The organism is Phenylobacterium sp., from assembly GCF_030679875.1.
GTDB lineage: Bacteria > Pseudomonadota > Alphaproteobacteria > Caulobacterales > Caulobacteraceae > Phenylobacterium.
Genome location: NZ_JAUXSP010000021.1, coordinates 44,160 through 68,207, shown reverse-complemented (window position 1 = coordinate 68,207; position 24,048 = coordinate 44,160). Strand labels below are relative to the sequence as shown.

The following is a 24,048-nucleotide window of genomic DNA, read 5'->3' as shown; positions in this document are numbered from 1 at the left end:
TCTGGCCGCACTGAGGCGAAAAAGCCACAGGATGGCAAACCCCTGTCATGCCGATGTCATGAATTAAGCTGAGCTATATGAGCGCCTTAAGCTCTGGCTTAAGGGCGTGGCCTAGCCGCGGGCCGACCACCTCGGACGGTCGAAATTACCTCAGCGGCGTTTGCCGAGTTCTGCCGCGATATCCTTGGTCATCCGGCCGACCTTTCGGTGGGCCGCGGTAATCTGGTCGCGGGTCACGCCCCAGCGCTTCATCCAGTATTCCACGGCCTTGCGCTCCGACAGGTCGAGGCGGTCCTTGTCGATGAAGCCGCGCTTGTCCTTGAGGCCGGCCATGTCTGTGAGCTCCTTTTGGGGTGACGCCTGGGCTGTTTATCCCGAGCGCGCGGCGCAGGCCATGGGGGTGGGCGCCTCAGGCCAGACCGCCGCGGGTCGCCAGGGCCACCTGCAGGGAGGCGACCACGGCCAGGGTCAGGCCGATCCGCAGGCGACCATACCAGACCGGCGCCTCGCCCCGCCGGACGGTCCACAGGTCATAGAGCATCAGGGCGAGGAAGGCGGCGGAAAGGGCGAGCAGGCCGGGGCCGCTGGGGATCAGGAAGGCCGCCCAGGCGAACAGGGCTGGCAGCACGCTGACCGCCAGGGCCCGGGCCGACGGTCCGCTTGCCCGCGCAGTCGCCAAGCCCCATTGGGCGCCGCCCATGAAGGACAGGATCAAGGCGGCGTAGAGCCTCAGAACGCGCTCGGCCTGTTCCGGCGCCAGCACGCCCGCGCCGCCGAGGGCGATCAGCAGGGCCAGGGCGAGGAAGGGGATAACGCCCGCCGCACCGAGCAGCAGGGCCGGGGCGGGAATTTTCTGTTCGGCCGTCATGGCGCCGGCTCCCGCGGCGTTTCCCAACGGCGCGCAAGCCGTTGGAGCCTTGGCCGCAGGCGCAGGAACAGGCGGTAGCCCCGTTCCAGAACCGCCAGCACGGGCGGCCAGGCGCCAATCCGACCAAGGACGCGCAGGGCTGGCAGTCGTCCCCAGAGCTGGACGAAGGCGGCTGCGCCCGACTGGGTGGCGCCGTCGGCGGTGCTGGTGTGGAAGCGCTCCAGCATCTGCCGCCGCGGCAGGGGCGTTTCCGGCGCGGTCTCCAGATCAACAAAGCGCACCTGTCCCGCCTGATCGAGGCGTCGCATCAGCGCGATCTCTTGGGCGCAGAGGGGGCAGGCGCCGTCGTACCAGACGGTCAGGCCTGACTCCTCCGGGGGCGATGTGGGCTTTGATGTCGCCGTCACGGCTGTGGCGCCGCCTCCGTCGACGGCAGGGCCTCTGCGGGGCGGGCGGCGCTCATTTCCGGAACATAGAGGCCGGTGACGAACCGGGCGCCGAAGCCCTCGACCCGGAAGCGGGAGCCGAACTCCCGGCAGGGATCGGTCTCGGCGCTGATGGTGCGCGAGGTGTGGTCCTCGGGCGTCATGGCGGCGGCGGCGGCGTCGGCAAAGGGCTCGACGAACTGCAGGGCGTCGCCGATCCGGCTCAAGGACGGATTGTCGGTGCCAATCGCCGTCGCCGTCCGGCGCCAGACGATGGCGGAAATCTGCTGACCGGCAGGGTCAAGCAACTCGGCCTCCGCCCCCAGGCCCCCGAGGGTTCCGGGCACCCGGACCCCGATAGGGCCGGGGATGAAGAAGCCGGCGGCGGCTGACGCCGCCGACCCGGCGCGGCCGGTGGGAATGATTTCAGTGACAGCCGCCCGGACGCGGGGAAGCTCCGGGGAAGCGTTTGCGCCGGCGATCTCAAAACGCTCGGAGAGCTCAAAGCAGAGCTGAGCGTCCACTTCGCGCAGAATGGCCGTCTGCTCGGCGGGCGTCATCCAGGCGACGGCCTCGGCGCGCGGCGCGAAGACGGCCGGCTCAATACGCACGGCCGTGACCCCGGCCAGGCCGGCGGCGTCGGACCGGTCAAGGGCGCCGGCTCGCACCATGTCGGTGCGGGGGGTGAGTCCCTCGTAGGAGGACAGGAACTGACCCTGCTGTGGCGTGCCGGCGCAGGCGGCCAGGACGAGCAGGAGGGCGGGGGCGGCGAGGCGGGGGAGACTCTGTGACATGGTGACCTTCAACGCGGAGGCCGACCAGTGGCTCCGCCTAGCCCATGTACGCCGGCATCCACCCTTCGTATGCATCGCGAAGTTGCGAAAGCGGCAGATAGAAGAGATCGCTCGCCGTCAGATCCTCCCCGCCGGCTTCACCGACGGCCCGGGCCGGGACGCCGGCCGCCCGGGCGGCGGCCAGGATCGGGTCGGCGTCGGCCACGGCCACGAGATAGCGAGCCTGGTCCTCGCCGAACAACTCAGCGTGCGGGGGCAGGGCGCCCGACAGTGTCAGGGTGATCCCCACCCCGGACGCCAAGGCCATCTCGGCGGCGGCGGCGATGAGGCCCCCGTCTGACAGGTCGTGGACGACGGAAATCTGTTCGCCCTTGATGAGGTCGCGGACGAAGTCGCCGATTTTGCGTTCCTGGGCCAGGTCGACCGACGGCGGCGCGCCGTCCTCACGGCCAAGGATCTCGCGCAGATACATGCTGGCGCCCAGGGCGCCATGGGTCTCGCCCAGCAGGATGAGGGCGTCGCCTGGCTTCAGGCTGGAAAAGTCAGCGTGGCGATCATAGTCGGCGATCAGGCCGACGGCGCCAACGGTGGGCGTCGGCGGGATGGCCTGACCGTTGGTCTCGTTGTAGAGCGAGACATTGCCGCTCACGACCGGGAAGTCGAGCTCGCGGCAGGCCAGCGCCATGCCCTCGATGGCCCGGACGATCTGGCCCATGATCTCAGGGCGCTCGGGATTGCCGAAGTTGAGGTTGTCGGTGATGGCGATGGGGGTCGCGCCCACGGCGGTCAGGTTGCGCCACGCTTCGGCCACGGCCTGCTTGCCACCCTCGAACGGATCATTGAGCACGTAGCGCGGGGTGCAGTCGGAGGTGACGGCCAGGGCCTTCTTGGTCCCATGGACCCGCACAGTGCCGGCGTCCGCGCCGGTGGCGGAGTCTTCCATGGTGTCGGCCATGACGTGACGGTCGTATTGCTCCCAGATCCAGCGCTTGGACGCCATGTCAGGGCTGCCCATCAACTGGCGTACAGCCGCGGCGTAGTCCGCAGGCGCAGGCACATCGGCCGGGTCCAGGGAGGGCTGCGCGGTCGGCGCGACCCAGGGCCGATCATAGAGCGGGGCGTCGTCCGATAGCGGCCCCAGCGGCAGGTCGCAGACCACCTGGCCCTGATGCGTCAGCACGATACGGCCAGTATCGGTGGTCTGGCCAATGGTGGCGGCGTCCAGGCCCCACTTCTCGAATATGCGCTGGCCGTCGGCTTCGCGGCCGGGCTTGAGGATGGCCAGCATGCGCTCCTGGCTCTCCGACAGCATCATCTCATAGGCGCTCATGCCCTCTTCGCGCTGGGGCACGGCATCCAGGTTCAGTTCGATTCCGACGCCGCCCTTGCCCGCCATCTCGACCGAAGACGAGGTGAGGCCGGCCGCGCCCATGTCCTGGATCGCGGCGACCGCGCCCGAGGCCATCAGCTCCAGGGTCGCCTCGATCAGCAGCTTCTCGGCGAAGGGGTCGCCGACCTGGACGGTGGGGCGCTTTTCGTCCGAGGCGTCGTCGAACTCGGCCGAGGCCATGGTCGCGCCATGGATGCCGTCGCGTCCGGTCTTGGAGCCGAAATAGACGACCGGCAGGCCGGGGCCAGGGGCGGCGGAATAGAAGATCTTGTCGGCGTCGGCCAGGCCCACGCACATGGCGTTGACCAGGATATTGCCGTCATAGCCCCGGTGGAAATTGGTCTCGCCGGCCACGGTCGGCACGCCGACGCAATTGCCATAGCCGCCGATGCCGGCGACCACGCCCGACACAAGGCGCTTGGTCTTGGGGTGGCTCGGGTCGCCGAATCGCAGGGCGTTCAGCAGGGCGATGGGGCGCGCCCCCATCGTGAAGACGTCGCGCATGATGCCGCCGACGCCGGTCGCAGCCCCCTGATAGGGCTCGATATAGGAGGGGTGGTTGTGGCTCTCCATCTTGAAGACGCAGGCCTGGCCATCGCCGATGTCCACCACGCCGGCATTTTCCCCTGGCCCCTGGATCACCCGCGGTCCAGTGGTCGGGAACTTGCCGAGGTGTTTTCGGCTCGACTTGTAGGAGCAGTGCTCGCTCCACATGACCGAAAAGACGCCGAGTTCCACGAGGTTGGGCTCGCGGTTCAGGCGCTTGAGGATCAGGTCATATTCCTCGGCCTTGAGGCCGAACTCGGCGGCCGTATCGGCCAGAGATTTCGCAGGCGCAGCGGTCATGGCGGCGTTCTAGCGAGGTTCGCGTCGCAGGGCGATAGGTTGGCCCTGAAAACAGTCGCGCGCGGTAAGCCGCGGCGGTGCAGAGTTTCGGGGAAGGCGACGCCCAACGGCATTCGGATCTCATCACGATCATTGCGGTTTTGAATGACGGTTTAGCTTGCGCACGAACCCGCCCCGCAGCCAGATTGTCGATGCGGGCCGGGCCCCTCTGGCGACCATTGGGGTCGCGATGTCGGACCGCAGCGGGCGCGTCCGGCTGCGAGCAGGGTCTGAAGGTCTCTCTCCCCCCAATCGACAGGTCGGTCTCCATGGCCGGGCGCGCCCTCTTCTACCGAGGAGCCCCAACATGGATCGGATACGTCTTTACCGTCTGCGCAATGAACACCGCCGCCTCGACAACGCCATCCGCCGGGAGGAATGCCTCGAGGCGCCGGACGTCCGTCGGCTTCAGGACCTCAAGCGTCGCAGGCTGGCCCTGAAGGGCCAGATGTTCCTCGCAGAAGCGGGTCTTTCGCCTGTACGTTTTTAGGCCCCTGTACGATTTTAGGGTCGTGGCCGGGGCTCCACGCCCCGGCCATTCCATCGCCCGGGTCCGCCCACGGCCCAGGACGAGGTAGGTTGATCATGTCAGGACGCCGTCGGTTCGAGGCCCTGGACCTGGGGCTCGTGCGCACCTTTGTGGCCATAGCTGAGGCCCAGAACTTCACCCGCGCCGGCGAACGTCTGGGGCTCACCCAGTCGGCGGTGAGTCTGCAGTTGCGGCGCCTGGAGACCACGCTGGGAACCAGCCTGTTCATCCGCGATCCTCGGAGGGTGGTGCTGACTGCTGACGGCGAGGGTCTCCTGCCCCAGGCCAGGCGGCTGCTGCGGCTCAATGACGAGATTGTCTCGGGTCTGCGCGGTGACGATCTGGCGGGCGAGGTCAGGCTGGGCGCCCCGGAGGACTTCGCCACCCTGTACCTGCCGGAGGTGCTTGGCGCCTTCGCCAGGGCCCACCCGCAGGTGGCCATGACCGTGACCTGCGATCTGACGCTCCGCCTGCTGGAGGGGCTGCGAGACGGGGCCTTTGACCTTGTCCTGGTCAAGCGAGAGCCCCTGGGGCCGGACATGGGCGTACGGGTCTGGCGCGAGCCTCTGGTCTGGGTCGCCGCCGATGCAGGCGCCATGGCGGGTGACGGACCCATCCCCCTGGTCCTCGCCCCCTCTCCCTGCGTCTATCGCAAACGCGCCATCGCCGCCCTGGAGGCGAGGGGGCGCAGCTGGCGCGCGGCCTATACAAGCCCCTCCCTCGCCGGTCAGCAGGCCGCGCTGCGGGCGGGACTGGGAGCCACGGTTCTGCCACGGGACATGGCGCCTCCTGACATGGTGATCCTAGGTGAAGAGAGCGGGCTTCCGCCTCTGGCCGACGCCGAAATCGCTCTGATGCGCCCACGCGGCGCAATTCCGGCCGCAGCCGAACAGCTCATTGAGCACATTCTTCAGGCCCTTGACCGGGGGACACAAGCCCGCGGATGACGCGCCAGAGTTGAAGGCGGCCGCGGGGCCGCTCGCCTCAGAGGCGAACCTGTCTGCGTCAGGTGGCCAGAGTGGTTAACCTTGCCTGGAACTATGGTTAACAGAACCTTGTCAGGCCATTCGATCCGCCCTAACAGGGAACCGTCAGCGTAAGGGGCTGATGGCCGTTCGCCAGCCCTTGAATAGTCTCAACTGGGGATGGTTATAATGCTCAAGACAGCGTCATTGGCGGTGATCGCGATCCTGGCCTCGGCCGGCGCGGCCAACGCGCAGTATCACCCGACTTCGGCTCAGCCCAGCTATCAGAACTGCCCGCCGACCCATCCGGGTCACCCGGGGCACGCCGACTGCTACTGCCCGCAGGAGCACGTCTTCTACCACCCCGGCACACCATGGAACGTCCGCCACACCGGCGGTCCGGCGGTGCGGATCTATTCCCAGCCGGTCTACGTCCCCTCGGGCCGCATCGATATCCAGGGCCCGCCGATCTACGTAGAGGCGCCGCCGATCCGCGTCGCGCCCGCCCAGATTTATCTTCATGCCCCCGACGTGCGGGTGAAGCCTTCGCAGGTGACTGTCGAGCCGCCGCAGGTGCACATCGCGCCTTGTCCGGATGGTCGGGTCTGCGGGCCGGTCGCCCGTCCCTGAGAGGTTCGCCAGGGCCAGCCTTGCGAGCGCCGTCGCCCTTCCGGGGCGGCGGCGTTTGCATTTCAGCGAGAGCTGATCAGGCCCCGTCGCCCGGCGCGACGACATAGGGGGCGATAGACCGCCAGCGGGCCAGTTTCAGGTCAAAGGCCAGGGTGTAGGCCGGGCTGCTTGAGGGCAGGGGCAGGAGAACAATCCCCTCGCGGCCCGCCAGGACTGGAGCGCCCAGGGCGTGCGCCCGTCCGCCGTTGAAGGCCACGGCCCGCAGGTCCGGCAGGGTCGCGACCAGGTCCGCCAGACGATTGGGGGTCGCATGGCGGATCGCCCCGTCCAGGCTGCCAACCCGCTCAGCCGACCCGACGACGTCCCAAAGCCCGACGCCGAAGTCGCGCAGTCGAGCCAGCCTGGCTTCATAGGCTTCGGGCAGGGCCTGTCCGGCGGCCGCGGCGATCAGGCGCCAGAACTGGTTGCGGGGGTTGGCGTAGTACTCGGCCCGGGCCAGGGACATCTCGCCGGGCAGGCTGCCCAGGATCAGCAACCGGGTCCGATCATCGACCATGGGCGGGAACGAGGCCTTGCGGCCATCAGCCGACGCGGACGACGACGGAGGCAGGGCGGATCCTCAGTTGGCCGGGGTGCAGAAGGCGCGGATCTCCCGCGCGAGGTCGAGGTCGCCGCCCTCCAGCGCGACACGAACAGCGTCTGGGCACTGGTCCTTGGCGGCCAGGGTGGTGACTTCAAGTCGCAGGGCCGCCTTCGTCTCGGCCTGGGCTTTCAGCGCCTTGGCCTCGCGGCGATCATCGGGCGTGCAGAGGGACAACCAGTTGGCCTCGGCGCAGCGACTGATCAGCCGGGCCCTGCGGGCGGCTTCGGCGTCAGGGGCGGGCCCCGAAGGTTCCTGGGTCGTCTCCGGCGCGGGGGTCAAAGGCGGTCCCGGCGCCGGAAGCGGCGTCTGCGGGCGATAGATGGCCTCGGGCACCCGGTATCGACAGACCCAGCCGTCAGCCTCGAAGACGCAGGACTGAAGGGTGGCCTGCCCCTCCTGGGCCAGGAGCGCGAGCGCAAAAGCAAAGGCGAGTGACACCAGTTCCAGACCTCTTACCCGTCGGCCCAGAAAGGATAGCACCATTGGCCCCGCCGCCCCAAGACGGCGTCTGGTGGCGGCGGGGCCAAGCCTATTAGAAGTCCTTCCATCCTGCGACGGCCGGTCGCGTCAGCACCTTGCGCAGGGTCGCGCCCTCTCGGACTACCGACAGCCGGGCGGGGGGCTTGGCCTGGGACGTCTGGGTTCGAGCGCGATTGATCTGGAAGCCTGTGACCAGTTGGGCGAGTTCAGCCGACTGATCGGACAGGGTGCGGCTGGCGGCGGTGGATTCCTCAACCATGGCGGCGTTCTGCTGCGTCATCTGATCCATATGGCTGACCGCCGTATTGACCTGGGCCAGGCCCGAGGCCTGCTCTTGAGCGCTGGCGGCGATCTCGGTGACCAGGTCCGTGATCTGGCTGACCTGGCCTGCGATGCGGCGCAGCGCCTCGCCAGTTCTGCCCACAAGTTCCACCCCGGCGCCAACCTGCTGGGCCGAGTTGGATATCAGCGACTTGATTTCCTTGGCGGCCTCGGCCGACCGCTGGGCGAGCGCCCGAACCTCGGAGGCGACGACGGCGAAGCCGCGACCGGCTTCGCCGGCCCGAGCAGCCTCGACCCCGGCGTTGAGGGCCAGCAGGTTGGTCTGGAAGGCGATTTCATCGATCACGCCAATAATCTGGCTGATCTGATTGGCCGAGCTCTCGATCTGACTCATGGCGGCCACCGCGTCGGCGACGATCTCACCGGATGTCTGAGCGTCAGCCCGTGCGGCATTGACGACGCCGTGGGCCTGGCGCGCGCCGTCGGCGGTCTTGCTGACCGTGACCGTGATCTGTTCCAGGGCCGCAGCAGTTTCTTCCAGGCTGGCGGCTTGCTGCTCGGTGCGGCGCGACAGTTCGTCGGCGCCGGAGCTGACCTCCTGGGCGCTGCTGCGCAGGCTGCTGGTGGAGGCGTCCAGGGTGGCGATGGTTTCATGGAGGCGCGCAATGGCCGTATTGAAATTGGCGCGCAGACCCTCGTAGGCCTCGGGGAAGGGGGCATCGAGGGTGAAGTCCAGCTTGCCCGTCGACAGGCTCTCGAGGCCATCGGCCAGGGTTTGGACGACCAGGGCCTGGGCCTGGGCGGCCTCTGCGCGCTCCGCTTCATGGGTCTGACGTTCGACGGCGGCGGCGGCGTCCCGGGCGGTCTCAGCCGCGGTTAGTTCCGCCACCCTCAGGCCGTTCTGGCGGAAGACCTCTACTGTCCGCGCCATGGCGCCGATCTCGTCCCCGCGCTCGGTTTCCGAAACCGGCATACGGTAGTCGCCCCCAGCCAAGGCGCCCATGACCCGCGACAGGCGGTCAACGGGTCGGGTGATGGAGCGAGTGGTCAGCCAGGAGGCGAGGACCGCCAGCAGGGCGGCGGCGAGTAGAGAGGTCAGGGCGAGGGTCTGGAAGCCGCTCGCGGCATTCTCAACCTTGCCGCCAACGGCCTGGTTTCGGGACTCCTGCAGGTCGATGAAGATGTTGATCGTCTTCAACCATGCGCCAAACAGCGGGCCTACCTCACCGTTCAGCAGCGTGCGGGCCAGGTCAGTCTGCCCTTGGGCCTGCAGGTCGATCACCTGGGCGACCAGAGGATTGGTGCGGGCCTGGATAGCGGCGATGTCCGTGATGATCTGACGCTCGTCCGCCGAGGCCGAGGTCATCATGTCGGCCATCAACGCCTCGTTCTGCGCGTAGTCAGCGGCTAGCTTGTCAATGAGGTCGAGTTGGGCCTGGACCTGGGTGGGATCCTGCAGGATCACCACGTCACGGACGGCGATGGCCCGGTCGTGCACGCTGCCCCGGAAGTTGATCGCGTAGCGCTGCTTGACGCTATTGACCTGGTTGATCTCCGCCAGGTTGCCTTTGACCTCGTTGACCTGGGCGATCGAAACGACCGTGAGAGCGGTCATGAGCACTAGTAGGAATAGAAATGCGGTAACAATGCGCGTCGAAATCTTGAACCGATGCACGAATGCGTACTCCAACCATAAGGCGAAAAATACTTCGCCCTGCGTGTGTCAGGTTGGGGTGAATGAGGTGTTTAGTGGTTAGGTCTTCGTCCGCAGAAATTACACCTTTTGAGTATATTTCTCCGCCCCTGATAGATTTTTACGAAACGCGCCCTTTAGCGGGATGGTCTCCCTCAGCCTGATTGTTCAGGCTAACTTGCGTCTAGGAGTGGAGTATCTTCACTCGATCGCATCCCGGTAGTAGGGCTCAACCTCGCCCTGAAGCTTGACCGTAACGGGGTTGCCCTTGCGATCCAAGGTCTTGCCCACAGCTAGTCGAACCCAGCCCTCGCTGACGCAGTACTCATCCACATTGTTCTTATCGACGCCCTTGAACCGGACGCCCACGCCGCGCGCCAGGACGGCCTCGTCGTAGTGGGGGCTGTCGGGATTGGTGGCGAGGCGGTCGGGGGGCGTGTCGGTGGTCATGGTCGTTGGCTCCGCTGGTCGCGACGGTCATAGGGCACAATCGCCGCCGCCACCAAGCCCTCACCTCGGATGGGGCCACCTGGCCGGCGCGATCGGCCGCGAGAGTCTCGTGAGAACCAATCAGGGCGTGTGTTCTTCATCAGAACACAATCTGAGAGGGGCGGTTTCGCGGGTGCGACAATCACGCCGCGGACTGCGACATTCCGCCCTACTCCAGAGCAAGTCATGCGATCTGAATGAGGGGTGATCCCCCAGATGTGATCTTTGACAATAGTACCTGGAAGCTATGTGCGGTCATATTTCAGATCAAGAGCGATATCCGTGAGCGGGATATGCTGACCTTGACCATCAGAAGGTGTGCTGGAGCATGCAGCAAATGCTTCGATAGGGACGGCCGTTTGCGTAAAGATGTCTTCAGAGCGCCCTAGGATGAGGAGATATACAAGGTCCAAGGCCCCCTTTGCGCCTCGAATGCCGGTAGCCGTTAAGGTTCTGTTTGCCTCTCGGACGCAGTTATCCGGTCAATCAGGCCCGCAAAAAGCGGGTGAGGGGATCATTCATGTTCACACACTACGCCAAGCCAGCGTTTGCTGTTTTGTGCGCCGCCGCGCTGGCCCTGCCGGCCGTGGCCCACGCTGACGCCACCAAGAACCTTCAGGTCGCAGGGCGTGCCCTGACCTTCCTCGAAGGCGGTCCGACGGGCACGACCCGCATGGGCGTCGTCTTTGATCCATCAAAGCCGGCCTCGGTGGCGGAGAAGAACGCCGTCATGGCCGCGATCGGCGCGGGCTATGACGCCGGCGCAGTCAAGTTGGTGGGTACAGCGGTCGAGGCCGGCGCTGTCGCCGGCTCCAACGCCCAGGTGCTGTTCGTCACCAAGGGCGTCAACTACGCCGCGGTAGGCGCCGCCGCCAAGGGCAAGAAGATCATCACCATTTCCTCCGACGCCGCCTGCGCCACGTCTGGCGCCTGCGTCATGGCCGTGGCGACCGAGCCCAAGGTCGAAATCATCGTCAATCGTGCGACGGCCTCGGCCGTGGGCGCCGCCTTCAAGGCCGCCTTCCGCATGATGATCAAAGAAGTCTGAGCCGGCGCGACGCCAGGAGCCATTACCCATGTCTAAGTCCTTCCTGTTCGCCGGCGCCGCCGCCGGCCTCGCGCTTGCCGCCGCCTTGCGTGACCACCAGCGCCACGGGGTCGCCGCAGCGCGCCAGCCAGGCGCCGGTCGATATGGACATCATCTCGGCTGAGGCGATCCGTCGCTCGGGCGCCACCGACCTGCCGACGATCCTGTCTCGAGTGGCCGGTGTCGACATCCAGGCCTGGAGCGCCGGCCATGCCGATGTGGGCGTGCGCGGCTACAATCAGGCCCGCTCGGCGCGCCTGCTGGTGCTGGTCAATGGCCGTCAGGCCTATCTTGACCACTATGGCTACACCGCCTGGTCGACCCTGCCCGTGCGTCTGGAGGAGATCCGCCAGATTGAGGTGGTGAAGGGCCCGAACTCGGCCCTGTTCGGCTTCAACGCCGTGGCCGGCGTGGTGAACATCATCACCTACAACCCGAAGTTCGACGACGAGGGCTTCGCCACCGCCCGGGCCGGAACTGGCGGCTATGGGGAGCTCTCGCTTGGTCACACGGTCCAGCTGGGGGACCGCCTCTCGGCGCGTCTGACGGCCGGCGCCTCGCAACAGGATGAGTGGGACAACAATACTGGTTCGGCGGACCGCCTGTTCCGTGACGCTCAGCGCCTGACCGCCAACCTCGATACGGTGGCCCAGCTGACCGACAAGCTCGAACTGCGGGTTGAGGGCGGCTACGCCAACACCCAGCAGACCGACATCATCTCCACCTACGCCTATGTCCCGGCCAAGTATCTCGCTCACTCCATCAAGGGGACCCTGTCCTGGGACACCCGTCTTGGGCAAATCCAGGCCTCGGCCTACCAGAACGACCTGTCGGTCAAGACGGAGATCGCCGCGGTCCCGACCCTGTATGAGAACACCATCCGCGTGTTCAGCCTGCAGAACCTCTTCAAGGTCGGCGCCCAGCACACCTTCCGGGTGGGCGTTGAGCAGCGGAACAACGAGATGCCCACCGCGCCGGTGCGCGGCGCCGTCATCAGCTATGACGTCGCCTCGGTCTCGGGCATGTGGAACTGGCAGGTCAGCGACGCGCTCGCCCTGACCGCAGCCGCTCGCTACGACTCCCTTGAGCTGAAGCGCGAAGGCGTCTTCCCCGCCGGGCTGCCGCCCCTGGGCAATGCGCTCTGGGATCGCAGCCTGGAAGAGACCACCTACAACCTTGGTGCGGTGTGGAGCGCCACGCCGGCTGACACCTTCCGGGCCACCTACGCCCGTGGCGTCCAGCTACCGACCCTGGTGGACCTGGGCGGCCTGCAGCTGGTGGCGGTGACGCCGACCTTCCGCGGCGCCTTTGGCGGCAACCCGACCCTCGAGCCCACCGTCGTGACCAATATCGGCCTGGCCTATGACCGGGACATGCCGCAGTTCGGCGGCAAGGTCGGGGTCCGCCTCTTCGCCCAGAAGAGCGAGGACATCAAAGGCCAACCCAATGCCGTCCAGGCCGACCTGCCGGCCACTCCGGTCAGCCTGCCCGTCTACACCTTCGTCAACATCGGGGAATCGGAGCTGCGGGGCGTCGAGCTGACCGCCGAGGGCCGTTATGCAGACGGGTTCCACTGGACCGCCAACTACGTCTTCACCGACGTCGAGGAGTCCATCGACGCCGGCTACAACGCCGCCACCCGCTATGCGGCCTTCGCCTCGACCACGCCGGAGCATCGGGCCAACCTGAACATCGGCTGGTCCAACGATCTGTGGTCGGTGGACACCTTCTCCCGCTACGAAGGCGACAAGGCGCTCTACTACAACGGCGCCCTTCAGCCCGTGGACGGCCACATGACCTTTGCCGGCCGTGTCGCCCGGGAGCTTCCCAACGGCATGACCCTGGCTGTGAGCGGGCAGAACCTGCTTGACGACGCCCAGCGCCAGACCAGCGGCCTGGCCGCCGAACGCCGGGTCTTCATGACCCTCAGCAAGGATTGGTGATCGCTATCGGCTCCACTCTCCCCCCTTCCCCGAGGGTGGGGCCGCCCCAGGGGACCGCACCGAGCAGGGTGCGGTCCCCTGTCTTCTTTGGGCCAGGTCGTCTTTGACCACGCCTTCTTCTGAATGAGCCTTCTTCTGATCGAACATCTACGCATGCCGCCTTCAAGGCGACGGCGGGCCACCGGAGACCAGACATGAAATCGCTTCGCTTCGCCGATCTGTCCCTGGTCGTGAAAATGGCCCTGGCGCCATTCTTCGCCGTGGTGATGCTGGCCCTGGTGACCGGCGGCGCCTTCGTCAGCCAGCAGCAGCAGGCCCGCGCCCTCGACCGGATCGTCGAGGAGGACATGCAGGCTGGCCTCGAACTGGCGGCGGTGTCCCGTCGGGTCGCAGTGGCGCACCTGACCATCTATCATCTGCTGACTCGGCAGGCCGGCGCGGCCGACCCCTTCGCCGCCCCCGACTCCACCGCCGAGCTCACCGCCCTGGTGGGCGAGGTGGACGCCATCAAGGCAGAGCTGGAGGCTCTCAAACCCCGCCTGCCTGCTCAGGAGCAGGCGCGTTTCACCGAACTCGCCCAGGATCTCACGGACTATCGGGGCGGCGTTGAGGTGGTCGGCTCGATGATGGCCGTGGACTTCGGCACGGCGGTGGCCTTTGTCCAACCCTTCGAAGAACACTATGCCCGCATGACCGAGAGCCTGCAGCAGGCCACAGCCGCGGTCCAGGCCGGCGCCGAACAGAGGGCCGCCAGGAGCGCCGCCCAGGGGCGACTGGCCGGAAACATCTTCATGATTGGCTCGCTGATCACCCTTCTGGCGGTGGCTGGGTTGTCGGTGGTGGTCATCCTTGGGGTTCGCCGGGCCATTGACGGGATCGCCGGCGCCGCCGAGGCGCTGGCGTCTGGCGATGACGCGCAAAATCTGGACCGCCTGGAGCGGAGCGACGAGTTGGGGGCCATTGTCCGAGGCCTGCGGGTCTTCCAGGAAAATCAGCGCAGGCTCGCCACCCTGAATGAAGCCCAGCAAGCCAGCAGCCAGCGCGAAGCGGCCATGCGCGACCAGGTGGAGCAGGACCGGGCGCAGGCCCAGGCCGCCCAGGCCGCTGTCGTTGCGGCCCTGGCGATGGGGCTCTCGCGGCTGTCTGACGGCGACCTCAGCCAACAGCTGAACGACCCCTTCACCAGCGAGTACGAACAGCTGCGCGCGGACTTCAACGCCGCCGTGACCAAATTGCAGGACGCCATGCGGGTGATCGCCGCCAATGTGACGCAGATCAGCTCAGGCGCCGAAGAGATCGCCGGGGCGTCTGATGACCTGGCCCGGCGGACCGAACAGCAGGCCGCCAGTCTGGAAGAGACCGCTGCGGCTCTGGATGAGATCACAGCCACGGTGCGCAAGTCCGCCGAAGGCGCCAGCCACGCCCGCTCCGCCGTCCTCACCGCCCGCGCCGGCGCCGGCGAAGGCGGTCAGGTCGTGGAGCAGGCGATCGCCGCCATGGGCGGGATTGAAAAGTCCTCGGCTGAGATCACCCAGATCATCGGCGTCATCGACGAAATCGCCTTCCAGACCAACCTGCTGGCCCTGAACGCCGGGGTTGAGGCCGCCCGGGCCGGCGACGCGGGCCGCGGCTTCGCGGTCGTCGCCTCGGAAGTGCGTGCGCTCGCCCAGCGCTCCGCCAGCGCCGCCAAGGAGATCAAGGGCCTGATCAGCGCCTCGACCCAGCAGGTGGGAGCCGGTGTCGATCTGGTCGGTCGCACGGGTGCGGCGCTTCGCCAGATCGTGGTTCAGGTTGAGCAGATCGACGCTCTGGTCGCCGATATCGCCGCCAGCGCCCAGGAACAGGCGGTGGGCCTCAATGAGGTCAATGACGCGGTCAACCGGATGGATCAGGTCACCCAGCAGAACGCGGCCATGGTGGAAGAAGCCACCGCCGCGAGTCACGCCCTGCGCTCTGAAGCGACCGAACTGAGCCGGTTGGTGGGCGAATTCCGTATTGAGGCGGGCGCACCGGGGCGCCAGGCGGCGCAGGGCGGCGCCTCCTCGCCCCGCCAGATGGTCGATCGCCTTCATCGGGCCTATGGCTGAGGCCTGAGTCCGGCCTCCCCGTGGTCGCGGGCCCTCGGTAATCGCCCTGAGTGGCGAGCGAGCTGATCTCGCGGCACAATGGCGTCATGCAAGATGAGGATCTGATCGCCCACCGCGCCGCCGCCGCCGCCCGTCGGCGGCTGGAGGCGCCGGGGGTCGCTGTCGGCGTCACCGAAGACCTGATCAGGGTCCAGGTGCACGCCTTCTACGGGCGGGTGCGAGCCGACCCGATGCTCGGGCCGATCTTCGAGGCCAAGATCACCGACTGGGACGACCATCTGGCCAAGCTCTGCGACTTCTGGTCGTCGGTGACCCTGATGACCGGCCGCTTCAAAGGCGCGCCTATGCCGGCCCATGCGCGGCTGGTGGGGGTGGGCGGGGCGCACTTCGCCCACTGGCTGGAGATCTGGCGCGCGACGGCGGTTGAAACCTGTCCCCCGCCGGCCGCGGCCCTGTTCATCGCCCGGGCTGAGATGATCGCCCGCAGCCTGCAGATGGGCATGGCCGTGGCCCGCGGTGAGCTGCCGCCCCTGCGATCAGCGCCGGCCGCCCAGGCCGATCAGGACCGCAGCCGGTAGGATCAGCACGCCGGCCAGGACGAAGGGCGCCCAGGTTCCCACCCCGGAGAATAGGAAGCCCGCCATCACGGGGCCAAGCACCCGCGCCGCGGCGCTGGACGCATTGTTGGCCCCGAGCGTTTCGCCCTGGCGTCCGGCCGGCGCTGCGCGGGAGATCAGGGACGAGGTGGCCGGCTGGCTGGTGGTGTGGCCGATCACCAGGACGATCATCAGGACAATAGCCACAGTCACCGGTGGCCCCAGAGCCTCCAGGAACAGGAAGATGGCCGTCACCGTGAGGCCGATCAGGACGGTCGGTCGCTCGCCGATCTTCTGCACCGCCCATCCGGCCAGCAGGCCTTGGCTGGCGGCTGCGGCGACCCCGGTCAGGGCCATGACGAAGCCGATCATTCTCGGGTCCCAGCCGTACTCGGCCGCGCCCCACAGGCCGAAGATGGACCACATGGCCGAGAAGCCGGCGAAGGAGAGGAAGGTCCCGCCCATCAGCCGGCGCAGGGTCGGATCGCGCAGGGTGTGGGCCAGGGCCTGAAGGGGGCCTGGCCGTTGCGCGCCGGCCGCCGCCCGAGTCCGGCTCTCGCGGACGAAGATCGCGGCCCCGACTGCGCCAGCGACGCAGAGAAAGGCGGCGGTCAGCAGTGGCGGCTGGAAGCCTGCGGCGCCCAGTTCGGGACGCGCGAGCAGGCCGCCCAGCAGCGGACCGACCACAAAGCCGACCCCGAAGGCCGAGCCGATCAGGCCGAGCCGTCCGGCCAGCTTCTCCGGGGGCGTGACATCAACGATATAGCCCTGGATGGTGGATATATTGCCGCTGAAAACCCCGGCCACCGCGCGGGCGGCGACGGCGAACCAGATGTTGGGGGCATAGGCCAGGGCCACATAGCCCAGGGCGGCCATCAGGATGGTGCCGAGGATCACGGGCTTGCGGCCGATGCGGTCCGACAGCCGGCCCCAGATCAGCTCACCAAAGAACTGGCCGGCGGCGAACACCGCAAACATCAAGGTGACCTGCCAGGCCGTGGCGGAAAAGACCACGGCGTAGAAGGGCAGCAGCGGGATCACCACTCCAAAGCCGATCAGGCTCAGGAACACCACCCCCATCAGCACGGGGACAGCTAGAGGACTGGGAGGCGGGAGGGCGGACTCGGCAGATGACATGACCCTGCGCATAGCCCGCCTTGGCCGCTCAGACCAATCTATTGCGCCGTTCGCCGTAGCCGCGGAGGCGCGGCGAGCGCGAGGTCAGGCGCTGGCGAGCGCGCTCTGGAACAGGATGGCGCCGTCGGCCGAGCCGAGCTCCGCCTCGAAGGCCCGGTCGGGGTGGGGCATCATGCCGAGCACATTGCCGCCGGCGTTGACGATGCCGGCGATGTCGCGGGCAGAGCCATTGGGATTGTCGCGGTAGCGGAACACCACCTGGCCTTCGCCTTCCAGCCGCTCCAGGGTGGCCTCGTCGGCGAAGTAATTGCCCTCGCCATTGCCCACCGTCATCGTCACTTCGCGGCGGCCCCCATAGCCCGAGGTGAAACGGGTCTGGGCGTTAGTCACCTCCAGGGCGACGGGTTTGCAGACATATTTCAGCCGCTCGTTCTGCAGCAGGGCGCCGGGCAACAGGCCGGCCTCGCAGAGCACCTGGAAGCCGTTGCAGATGCCGACCGTAGCCACACCGCGCTCGGCGGCGGCCTTGACCTCGGTCATCACCGGCGACAGGGCCGCCATGGCCCCGCAGCGCAGATAGTCGCCATAGGAGAAGCCGCCGGGCAGGACGATCAGGTCCAGGCCCGCAGGCAGTGCGGTGTCGCCGTGCCAGACCATCTCGACCTGGGCGCCGGTGGAGCGCTCCACGGCGACCTTGCAGTCGCGGTCGCAGTTGGAGCCTGGGAAGACGATGACGGCGGCTTTCATGTCGCGTTCGAACCTGGTCGTTCCAAAGTTGAGCCGGCCGGAGCCGGGAGGCTGGTCGTCATCGCGCAGCGGCGATGGACTCCCAGTAGGCGAGAAGCTGGTCGTATTCGGCCGGGTCGCCGAAGGCGCAACCCTCATGTTCCATCAACCGCTGTCCATCCCGTCGCGTCGCGGTCTGGATGAACACCGCCGGGTGGGCTGGAGCCTCGGGCTTGGTGAATATGTAGGAGGCTCGGCCGGTCTCTTCACTGAAGATCTCGTAGGGCTCCCCCGGCGCATCGGGCGCCGGCTTCAGTCCAGGCCGGGCGAGGATCTCGGCGCGGATGACCTCGAAACTCTGGGCGCAATCCAGCTTGAACGCGGCGACAGGCTCCGGGGCCGACGGCGCGCAGGCCGCCAGGCCCAGGGCCAGCAGGCCAGGCGCTAGGGCGCCCCAGGGCCTCACGCCAGCTCGACCCGGTAGCTTTCGATCACCGTGTTGGCGAGGAGCTTGTCGCACATGGCCTTGACCTCGGCCTCGGCGGCGGCGCGGTCGGCGGCGGCCAGGTCGAACTCGATGGTCTTGCCGACGCGAACGCCCTCGACGCCGGACCAGCCCAGGCCGTGCAGAGCCTGCTCGACGGCCTTACCCTGAACGTCCAGGACGCCGGGCTTGAGGAAGACGTGGACCTTGGCCTTCACGAGTGCAGTCCTCCTTGGATGACGGTTGGCATCTCTTTCATGATCCCCAGGCGGCGGGCCACCTCGGTATAGCTCTCGATCACATCGCCCAGGTCGCGGCGGAACCGGTCCTTGTCGAGCTTCTCATTGGTGGTCGAGTCCCACAGGCGGCAGGAGTCGGGGCTGATCTCATCGGCCAGGATGACCCGACCAAAGTCGTTCTCCCAGATACGGCCAAACTCGATCTTGAAATCCACCAGGGTGATGCCGACCGCCCCGAACATGCCGGTGAGGTAGTCGTTGACCCGGAGGGTCAGCGCCATGATGTCGTCGATCTCCTGGGTCGAGGCCCAGTTGAAGGCGGTGATATGCTCCTCGGTGACCATCGGGTCGTGGAGCTTGTCGTCCTTCAGGAAGAACTCGATGATCGAGCGGGGCAGGGGCTGGCCCTCGGGCAGACCCAGTCGCGTGGACAGCGAGCCCGCCGCGATGTTGCGGCAAACCACCTCCAGCGGAATGATCTCCACCTCGCGGATCAATTGCTCGCGCAGGTTCAGCCGCCTGATGAAGTGGTTCTGCACCCCGATGGAGTTGAGGCGGGTCATCACGAACTCGCTGATGCGGTTGTTGATGACGCCCTTGCCCTCCAGCACGGCCTTCTTGGTCGCGTCAAAGGCGGTGGTGTCGTCCTTGAAGTACTGGATCAAGGTGCCGGGCTCAGGACCCTCGTAGAGGATCTTGGCCTTGCCCTCGTAAATCTTCTTGCGGCGGGTCATCTGCAACGCCTTCTCCCAGAACGAGGGCTTGCCGCCATCGGAAATGAAAAAACGCGCGCAGCGGTGTCCACGCGCGGTTCCGACTCGGCCTCTCGTTCGACATGAGGCGAGCGGAAATTAGCGGATGGCCGCCGTCGGCGCAAACCTTGCGCTCGCGATCCTTTGCGCGTCGTGACGCCGCGGCTCGGCCCGTGCTTGCGCCCGTGCTTGCGAACGTCAGGCAAGACGCCTGTTTCGATTGCGGGGCGACGCGCCGGGAGGTATGCAGCCTGCGATGTGCCGCTTATCGGGGAACGCATGACCACGTTTGACGATCGTGAGAGGGGCTTCGAGAAGAAGTTCGCGCTCGATCAGGAACAAGAATTCAAGGCCAGCGCGCGGCGCAACCGCATGCTGGGTGAATGGGCCGCTGGCCTGATGGGCCTGGGTGAGGACAGCGTGGCGACCTACGCCCAAGCCGTGGTCCGTTCCGATCTTGAGCAGCCCGGCGACGAAGACGTGCTCCGCAAGGTTTTCGAAGACCTCAAGGGCTCGGGCGTTCAGGTGTCCGAAGGCGAAGTCCGTATGAAGATGGACGAGTTCATGGCCCAGGCCCGCGAACAGTTCCGCTCGGGCGAATAGGCCAGGCTGGCCGGCCACGGCCGCCCCACCTCATCTACCAGAGGATTGTATGGCAGTCCTGAGGCGCGCCTGACGGGCGTGTCTGCACGCCTCATGCGCGATGGCGATGATGAGGCCTGCGCCGAGCCGGCGCTGATGGCGCCAGGACGCCTAATCGGTTACCCCTTGAGCGACCCGCCGACATCGCGGACGGCGATGGACTGCGCGCCCGCCAGTCTGCACGTCGACCGTGCGCCGCATTCGGAGATGCGATGCCCCACGACGACTCCCTGATCCTGACCCTGGTGGCCGGCTTTGTCCTGGCCTTCGTCCTGGGGATGCTGGCCAACCGGCTGAAGCTGTCGCCGCTGGTGGGCTATCTGCTGGCGGGCGTGGCGGTGGGACCCTTTACCCCAGGCTGGGTCGCTGACGCCTCCCTGGCCGCCCAACTGGCCGAGATCGGGGTGATCCTGCTGATGTTCGGGGTGGGGCTGCACTTCTCTCCTGCGGACCTCATGAAGGTGCGCCGAGTGGCGGCGCCGGGGGCTGTGGTCCAGATCGCCGTCGCTACCGCCCTGGGCTGGGGCGCTGGACGACTGCTGGGATTTTCCAACGGGGAGGCGGCGCTCTTTGGCCTAACCCTGTCGGTCGCCTCGACTGTGGTGCTGTTGCGGGCCATCGAAGAGCGCAGGGCGCTCAAGACCGAGGCGGGCCAGACGGCCGTGGGGTGGCTGATCGTCGAGGATCTGGTGATGGTCGTGGCCCTGGTGCTGGTCCCCCTCTTGGCGGTCAGTCAGGCGGGCGCTTCGGCCAGCGACGTGGCGCTGAGCATTGGCTCGACCCTTCTTCAGATCGCCATCTTCATCGCCTTCATGATGATCGTTGGGTCACGGGTTCTGCCCTGGCTGCTGATCAGGATCGCCCACACCAAGTCTCGTGAACTCTTCACCCTGGGCGTCCTGGCCATCGCCCTGGGCATCGCCTACCTGGCCTATGCGGTGTTCGGGGCCTCCTTCGCCCTGGGCGCCTTCGTGGCCGGGGTGGTGCTGAGCAGTTCGCCCCTGGGCCACAACGCCGCTGAGCGCTCGCTGCCGCTGCGCGACGCCTTCGCCGTGCTGTTCTTCGTATCGGTGGGTATGTTGTTCGACCCGTCCGTGCTGGTCGAGCGCCCCCTGGCGGTCATCGCTGTGGTGCTGATCGTGGTGGTCGGCAAGTCGGCCGCCGCCCTGGCCATCACCAGCCTGTTCAAGCTGGACAGGCGATCCAGTTTCACCATCGCCGCCAGCCTCGCCCAGATCGGCGAGTTCTCGTTCATCCTGGCCGGGGTCGGGGTGAGCGTCGGGATCATGGCGCGCGACACCCACGACCTGGTGTTGGCCGGGGCCCTGATCTCGATCCTGGCCAATCCGTTCGTCTTCCGCCTGGCCGACCGGCTGGGGCGGTCCAAGGATCAGGAGCCACCCGCCGACGACCCGGCGGGGAGGCGGGTCCCCGCCCCGCCGTGATCCTAGGCCTAGGCCTGCTCGCCGAACACCCGGGCGAAGACCGTGTCCACATGCTTGAAGTGGTAACCGAGGTCGAACAGAGCCTCGAGCTCCTCGTCGGCCAGGACGATCTCCGGGTCGGCCTTGAGGAAGTCTAGGAAATTGCCCTCGCCGCGCCAGACCTTCATGGCGTTGCGCTGGACCGCGGCATAACCGCCTTCCCGCGAGGAGCCCTTCTGAGTCAGGGCCAGCAGCACCCGCTGGGAGTGGACCAGACCGCCGAGGCGGTCGAGGTTCTTGGCCATGTTTTCCGGATAGACCACGAGCCGCTCCATCACCCCGGCCAGGCGGCGCAGGGCGAAGTCCATATGGATGGTGGCGTCCGGCGCGATGCCACGCTCGACAGACGAATGGCTGATGTCGCGCTCATGCCAGAGGGCGACATTTTCCAGCGCCGGAACGGCGGCGGAGCGGATCAGACGGGCCAGGCCGGTCAGGTTCTCGGTCAGAATGGGGTTGCGCTTGTGGGGCATGGCGCTGGAGCCCTTCTGGCCCACATCAAAGGCTTCCTCAGCCTCCAGCACCTCGGTGCGCTGCAGGTGGCGGATCTCGACCGCCAGCCGCTCAATGGAAGAGGCGACCACGGCCAGGGCGCAGAAGTAGGCCGCGTGGCGGTCGCGGGGAATCACCTGGGTTGAAACCGGCTCCACCGCCAGGCCCATCTTTTCGGCTACATGGGCTTCGACCTGCGGGGAGACATTGGCGAAGGTGCCGACGGCGCCAGAGATGGCGCAGGTGGCGATCTCGAATTTCGCCATGGCCAGGCGCTCCTTGGCGCGCTGGAATTCCGCATAGTGGCCGGCGAGCTTGAGGCCAAAGGTGGTGGGCTCAGCGTGGATGGCGTGGCTGCGGCCGACGCAAGGCGTCATCCTGTGCTCGAACGCCCGCTTCTTCAGGGCCGCCAGGACCAGATCCACGTCTTCGATCAGCAGATCGGTGGCCCGGCTGAGCTGGACGGCCAGGGCGGTGTCGTTGACGTCGGAGGACGTCATGCCCTGGTGCAGGAAGCGCGCTTCCGGCCCTACCACCTCGGTGACATGGGTCAGGAAGGCGATCACGTCGTGTTTGACCTCGCGCTCGATAGCGTCGATGCGCTCGGCGTCCCAGACCACGTCACGGCCCTTGGCCCAGATGGTCTCTGCAGCCTCCTTGGGGATCACGCCCAACTCGGCCATGGCGTCGGCCGCGTGCGCCTCGATCTCGAACATGATCGAAAACCGGGTCTGCGGGGACCAGATGTCGGCGGCGTCGGCGCGGGCGTAGCGGGGGATCATGGCGGGCTCCTTGAACAAGGGCTGATGGAGGTCAAGGCGCCCGCCTGTCAAGACGAAGGGTTAGTCCTGGTTGGATGCGGCCGTGGCCCAGGCCATGTCCTTCGGCAAGGTGATCGCCGCCAGCAGGTAGTGGATGCCCGCCCAGGCGTAGATCAGCAGATTGAGAATAATGCCCTGGCGTGAGCCCTCGGCGATGGCGGCCCGGCAGGCGGCGTCGACAATGGGACCTGCGCCGGGCGCCCCGATGCCGCCAGGGCAGAGGGTGAAGAAGTCGCCCATGTTGTTGGCCGCGAACAGACCCTGGCTGAGCATGTCGATGCACCAGCCGCAGAAGGGCGGGCCGAACCCCAGGGCGATCAGGTTGAGGACGAAGAACAGCAGCGCTGTGGCCGTGGCCCGCATCCGCAGGGACACCGCGTTCTGGATGACCCCGAAGGTGGGGCCCAGATAGGTGAAGTGGAAAATGCCGGGCAGCAGCAGCAAGCCGGCCGCCCAACGCCAGTCGTTCTGCAGATAGACCAGGATGTAGAGCGGGCAGGCGATCAGCAGGCCAAAGGCTGGGACCAGGGCGTACCAGCGCCCCGAGCGCTTGCCGGCCCAGTCGGTGAGAAAGCCGCCCAGCAGGGTGCCGACGCCAGCCGCGATCCCGCCCACCAGGCCGAAGATCAGGCCGACCGTCGCCAGGTCCAGGCCGAACATGCGGATGAAGTAGGCGGCCTGATACTGGCCGGTTCCATAGCTGGCGAAGGAGGCCACGGTGATGCCCGCCACCATATGGAAGAAGCCCCAGCGGCCGAAAATGCGCTTGGCGACGGCCAGGATGGAAGGCGGTTTGATCGCGACGGGCGGAACGCTCTCCTCGCCCTCCAGGATCGGGGTGTCGATGACCGGAACCTGCTCAGAATATCCGCGGGGCGGCTCCTTGACGAAAATCTTGAGGGCGATGGCCACCAGGATGCCCGGCAGGCCGACCACTACGAAAGCCGCGCGCCAGGAGATGTTCTGGGCCAGCCAGCCCCCGGCCACGGCGCCGAACATGGTGCCCAGCGGAATGCCGAACGAATAGATCGACAGGGCTGTCGCTCGTCGTTTCGGCTCGTAGTAGTCGGAGATCAAGGAGTGGGCCGGCGGGGACAGGCCCGCCTCGCCGACCCCGACCCCCAGGCGGAACAGAATCAGCATCAGGAAGCTGTTGGCCATGCCGCAAAGCGCGGTGAAGGCCGACCAGATGACGATGGAGATCGAGATGATATTGACCCGGTTGCCGCGCTCAGCCAGGCGGGCGATGGGGATGCCCAGCGTGGTGTAGAGCAGGGCGAAAGCCAGGCCGCCCAGCAGTCCCAGCTGGGTGTCGGTGAGGCCGAGGTCGACCTTGATCGCCTGACCAATGGTCGAGATGATCGTGCGATCAATGAAGTTGAACGTGTAGGCCAGGACCAGCAGGCCCAGGACCGTGCTCTTGTAGCCCTCAGAGAACTGGGGCTTTGGCGGCGCAGCCGCGCCGGTGTCGATCGCAGTCACGAT

At 67.1% G+C, this 24,048-nt stretch carries 26 protein-coding genes; 10 read left to right on the top strand and 16 right to left on the bottom strand.

Going from position 1 to position 24,048, the window contains the following annotated elements:
* Positions 1 to 150 precede the first annotated feature (150 nt).
* From Q8K84_RS13805 to purL, 5 genes are all read right to left on the bottom strand, one after another.
* A complete protein-coding gene (locus Q8K84_RS13805; RefSeq protein WP_293320868.1) occupies positions 151 to 333 on the bottom strand; it encodes a DUF3606 domain-containing protein in 183 nt (60 codons plus the stop codon).
* Between the two features lie 76 nt (positions 334 to 409).
* Positions 410 to 868 (bottom strand): DUF3429 domain-containing protein, encoded by a 459-nt coding sequence (locus Q8K84_RS13800; RefSeq protein ID WP_305283270.1) that lies wholly within the window; start codon positions 866 to 868, stop codon positions 410 to 412.
* On the bottom strand, positions 865 to 1,275 hold the full coding sequence (locus Q8K84_RS13795; RefSeq protein ID WP_305283269.1) for a thiol-disulfide oxidoreductase DCC family protein: 411 nt from the start codon (positions 1,273 to 1,275) through the stop codon (positions 865 to 867). Before Q8K84_RS13795 ends, Q8K84_RS13800 begins: the two co-directional genes overlap by 4 nt.
* Entirely contained in the window at positions 1,272 to 2,087 is an 816-nt protein-coding gene (locus Q8K84_RS13790; RefSeq protein WP_305283268.1) for a DUF3313 domain-containing protein, read from the bottom strand. Before Q8K84_RS13790 ends, Q8K84_RS13795 begins: the two co-directional genes overlap by 4 nt.
* A 37-nt stretch (positions 2,088 to 2,124) precedes the next feature.
* Positions 2,125 to 4,323 (bottom strand): phosphoribosylformylglycinamidine synthase subunit PurL, encoded by a 2,199-nt coding sequence (gene purL / locus Q8K84_RS13785; protein ID WP_305283267.1) that lies wholly within the window; start codon positions 4,321 to 4,323, stop codon positions 2,125 to 2,127.
* A gap of 346 nt (positions 4,324 to 4,669) precedes the next feature.
* Here purL and Q8K84_RS13780 point away from each other — a divergent pair, with 346 nt between their 5' ends.
* The 3 genes from Q8K84_RS13780 (at position 4,670) to Q8K84_RS13770 (ending at position 6,486) form a co-directional block, all read left to right on the top strand.
* Positions 4,670 to 4,852, top strand: coding sequence for a YdcH family protein (locus tag Q8K84_RS13780; RefSeq protein WP_305283266.1), 183 nt, complete (start codon positions 4,670 to 4,672; stop codon positions 4,850 to 4,852).
* Positions 4,853 to 4,947: 95 nt separating this feature from the next.
* A complete protein-coding gene (locus Q8K84_RS13775; protein WP_305283265.1) occupies positions 4,948 to 5,838 on the top strand; it encodes a LysR substrate-binding domain-containing protein in 891 nt (296 codons plus the stop codon).
* 207 nt (positions 5,839 to 6,045) lie between these two features.
* Positions 6,046 to 6,486, top strand: coding sequence for a hypothetical protein (locus tag Q8K84_RS13770; RefSeq protein WP_305283264.1), 441 nt, complete (start codon positions 6,046 to 6,048; stop codon positions 6,484 to 6,486).
* Between the two features lie 76 nt (positions 6,487 to 6,562).
* Here Q8K84_RS13770 and Q8K84_RS13765 read toward each other — a convergent pair whose 3' ends face one another.
* From Q8K84_RS13765 to Q8K84_RS13750, 4 genes are all read right to left on the bottom strand, one after another.
* Positions 6,563 to 7,042: a DNA-deoxyinosine glycosylase gene (locus Q8K84_RS13765; RefSeq protein WP_305283263.1), complete on the bottom strand. Its 480-nt coding sequence runs from the start codon at positions 7,040 to 7,042 to the stop codon at positions 6,563 to 6,565.
* A 63-nt stretch (positions 7,043 to 7,105) separates the two neighbouring features.
* Positions 7,106 to 7,567 carry a hypothetical protein gene (locus Q8K84_RS13760; RefSeq protein ID WP_305283262.1) on the bottom strand — a complete coding sequence of 154 codons (462 nt, stop codon included), beginning with the start codon at positions 7,565 to 7,567 and terminating at the stop codon, positions 7,106 to 7,108.
* Positions 7,568 to 7,661: 94 nt separating this feature from the next.
* Entirely contained in the window at positions 7,662 to 9,566 is a 1,905-nt protein-coding gene (locus Q8K84_RS13755) for a methyl-accepting chemotaxis protein (RefSeq protein ID WP_305283261.1), read from the bottom strand.
* Positions 9,567 to 9,785: 219 nt separating this feature from the next.
* Positions 9,786 to 10,034: a DUF3297 family protein gene (locus Q8K84_RS13750; protein ID WP_305283260.1), complete on the bottom strand. Its 249-nt coding sequence runs from the start codon at positions 10,032 to 10,034 to the stop codon at positions 9,786 to 9,788.
* Between the two features lie 559 nt (positions 10,035 to 10,593).
* Between Q8K84_RS13750 and Q8K84_RS13745 the strand changes: the two genes are divergently transcribed.
* The 5 genes from Q8K84_RS13745 to Q8K84_RS13725 all read left to right on the top strand — a co-directional run bounded on the left by Q8K84_RS13745 (position 10,594) and on the right by Q8K84_RS13725 (position 15,768).
* Entirely contained in the window at positions 10,594 to 11,121 is a 528-nt protein-coding gene (locus Q8K84_RS13745) for a hypothetical protein (RefSeq protein WP_305283259.1), read from the top strand.
* A 28-nt stretch (positions 11,122 to 11,149) separates the two neighbouring features.
* Positions 11,150 to 11,284: a hypothetical protein gene (locus Q8K84_RS13740; RefSeq protein ID WP_305283258.1), complete on the top strand. Its 135-nt coding sequence runs from the start codon at positions 11,150 to 11,152 to the stop codon at positions 11,282 to 11,284.
* Positions 11,265 to 13,103 (top strand): TonB-dependent siderophore receptor, encoded by a 1,839-nt coding sequence (locus Q8K84_RS13735; RefSeq protein ID WP_305283257.1) that lies wholly within the window; start codon positions 11,265 to 11,267, stop codon positions 13,101 to 13,103. The genes Q8K84_RS13740 and Q8K84_RS13735 overlap by 20 nt, the downstream gene beginning before the upstream one ends.
* Positions 13,104 to 13,297: 194 nt before the next feature.
* The gene (locus Q8K84_RS13730; protein ID WP_305283256.1) at positions 13,298 to 15,190 is read left to right on the top strand and encodes a methyl-accepting chemotaxis protein; all 1,893 of its coding nucleotides are present in this window, start codon (positions 13,298 to 13,300) and stop codon (positions 15,188 to 15,190) included.
* Positions 15,191 to 15,276: 86 nt separating this feature from the next.
* Entirely contained in the window at positions 15,277 to 15,768 is a 492-nt protein-coding gene (locus Q8K84_RS13725; RefSeq protein ID WP_305283255.1) for a group III truncated hemoglobin, read from the top strand.
* Here the strand turns inward: Q8K84_RS13725 and Q8K84_RS13720 are convergent.
* The 5 genes from Q8K84_RS13720 to purC form a co-directional block, all read right to left on the bottom strand.
* Entirely contained in the window at positions 15,727 to 16,923 is a 1,197-nt protein-coding gene (locus Q8K84_RS13720; protein WP_370867871.1) for an MFS transporter, read from the bottom strand. The two genes, Q8K84_RS13725 and Q8K84_RS13720, sit on opposite strands and share 42 nt — an antisense overlap.
* Positions 16,924 to 17,007: 84 nt before the next feature.
* Complete coding sequence (gene purQ / locus Q8K84_RS13715; protein ID WP_305283253.1) at positions 17,008 to 17,670, bottom strand: phosphoribosylformylglycinamidine synthase subunit PurQ; 663 nt, start codon at positions 17,668 to 17,670, stop codon at positions 17,008 to 17,010.
* 58 nt (positions 17,671 to 17,728) lie between these two features.
* A complete protein-coding gene (locus tag Q8K84_RS13710) occupies positions 17,729 to 18,115 on the bottom strand; it encodes a hypothetical protein (protein WP_305283252.1) in 387 nt (128 codons plus the stop codon).
* A complete protein-coding gene (gene purS, locus Q8K84_RS13705) occupies positions 18,112 to 18,351 on the bottom strand; it encodes a phosphoribosylformylglycinamidine synthase subunit PurS (protein ID WP_293318229.1) in 240 nt (79 codons plus the stop codon). Before purS ends, Q8K84_RS13710 begins: the two co-directional genes overlap by 4 nt.
* The gene (gene purC / locus Q8K84_RS13700) at positions 18,348 to 19,106 is read right to left on the bottom strand and encodes a phosphoribosylaminoimidazolesuccinocarboxamide synthase (protein ID WP_305283251.1); all 759 of its coding nucleotides are present in this window, start codon (positions 19,104 to 19,106) and stop codon (positions 18,348 to 18,350) included. The genes purS and purC overlap by 4 nt, the downstream gene beginning before the upstream one ends.
* Positions 19,107 to 19,403: 297 nt before the next feature.
* Between purC and Q8K84_RS13695 the strand changes: the two genes are divergently transcribed.
* Together Q8K84_RS13695 and Q8K84_RS13690 are read left to right on the top strand one after the other, a co-directional pair.
* Complete coding sequence (locus tag Q8K84_RS13695) at positions 19,404 to 19,727, top strand: DUF1476 domain-containing protein (protein ID WP_305283250.1); 324 nt, start codon at positions 19,404 to 19,406, stop codon at positions 19,725 to 19,727.
* 251 nt (positions 19,728 to 19,978) lie between these two features.
* Complete coding sequence (locus tag Q8K84_RS13690; protein WP_305283249.1) at positions 19,979 to 21,211, top strand: cation:proton antiporter; 1,233 nt, start codon at positions 19,979 to 19,981, stop codon at positions 21,209 to 21,211.
* Between the two features lie 8 nt (positions 21,212 to 21,219).
* On the opposite strand, the gene purB is transcribed toward Q8K84_RS13690, so the two are convergent.
* Both purB and Q8K84_RS13680 read right to left on the bottom strand, forming a co-directional pair.
* Complete coding sequence (gene purB / locus Q8K84_RS13685) at positions 21,220 to 22,524, bottom strand: adenylosuccinate lyase (protein WP_305283248.1); 1,305 nt, start codon at positions 22,522 to 22,524, stop codon at positions 21,220 to 21,222.
* Positions 22,525 to 22,584: 60 nt separating this feature from the next.
* Positions 22,585 to 24,045, bottom strand: a complete 1,461-nt coding sequence (locus tag Q8K84_RS13680; RefSeq protein ID WP_305283247.1) for an MFS transporter — start codon at positions 24,043 to 24,045, stop codon at positions 22,585 to 22,587.
* Between the last annotated feature and the right edge of the window lie 3 nt (positions 24,046 to 24,048).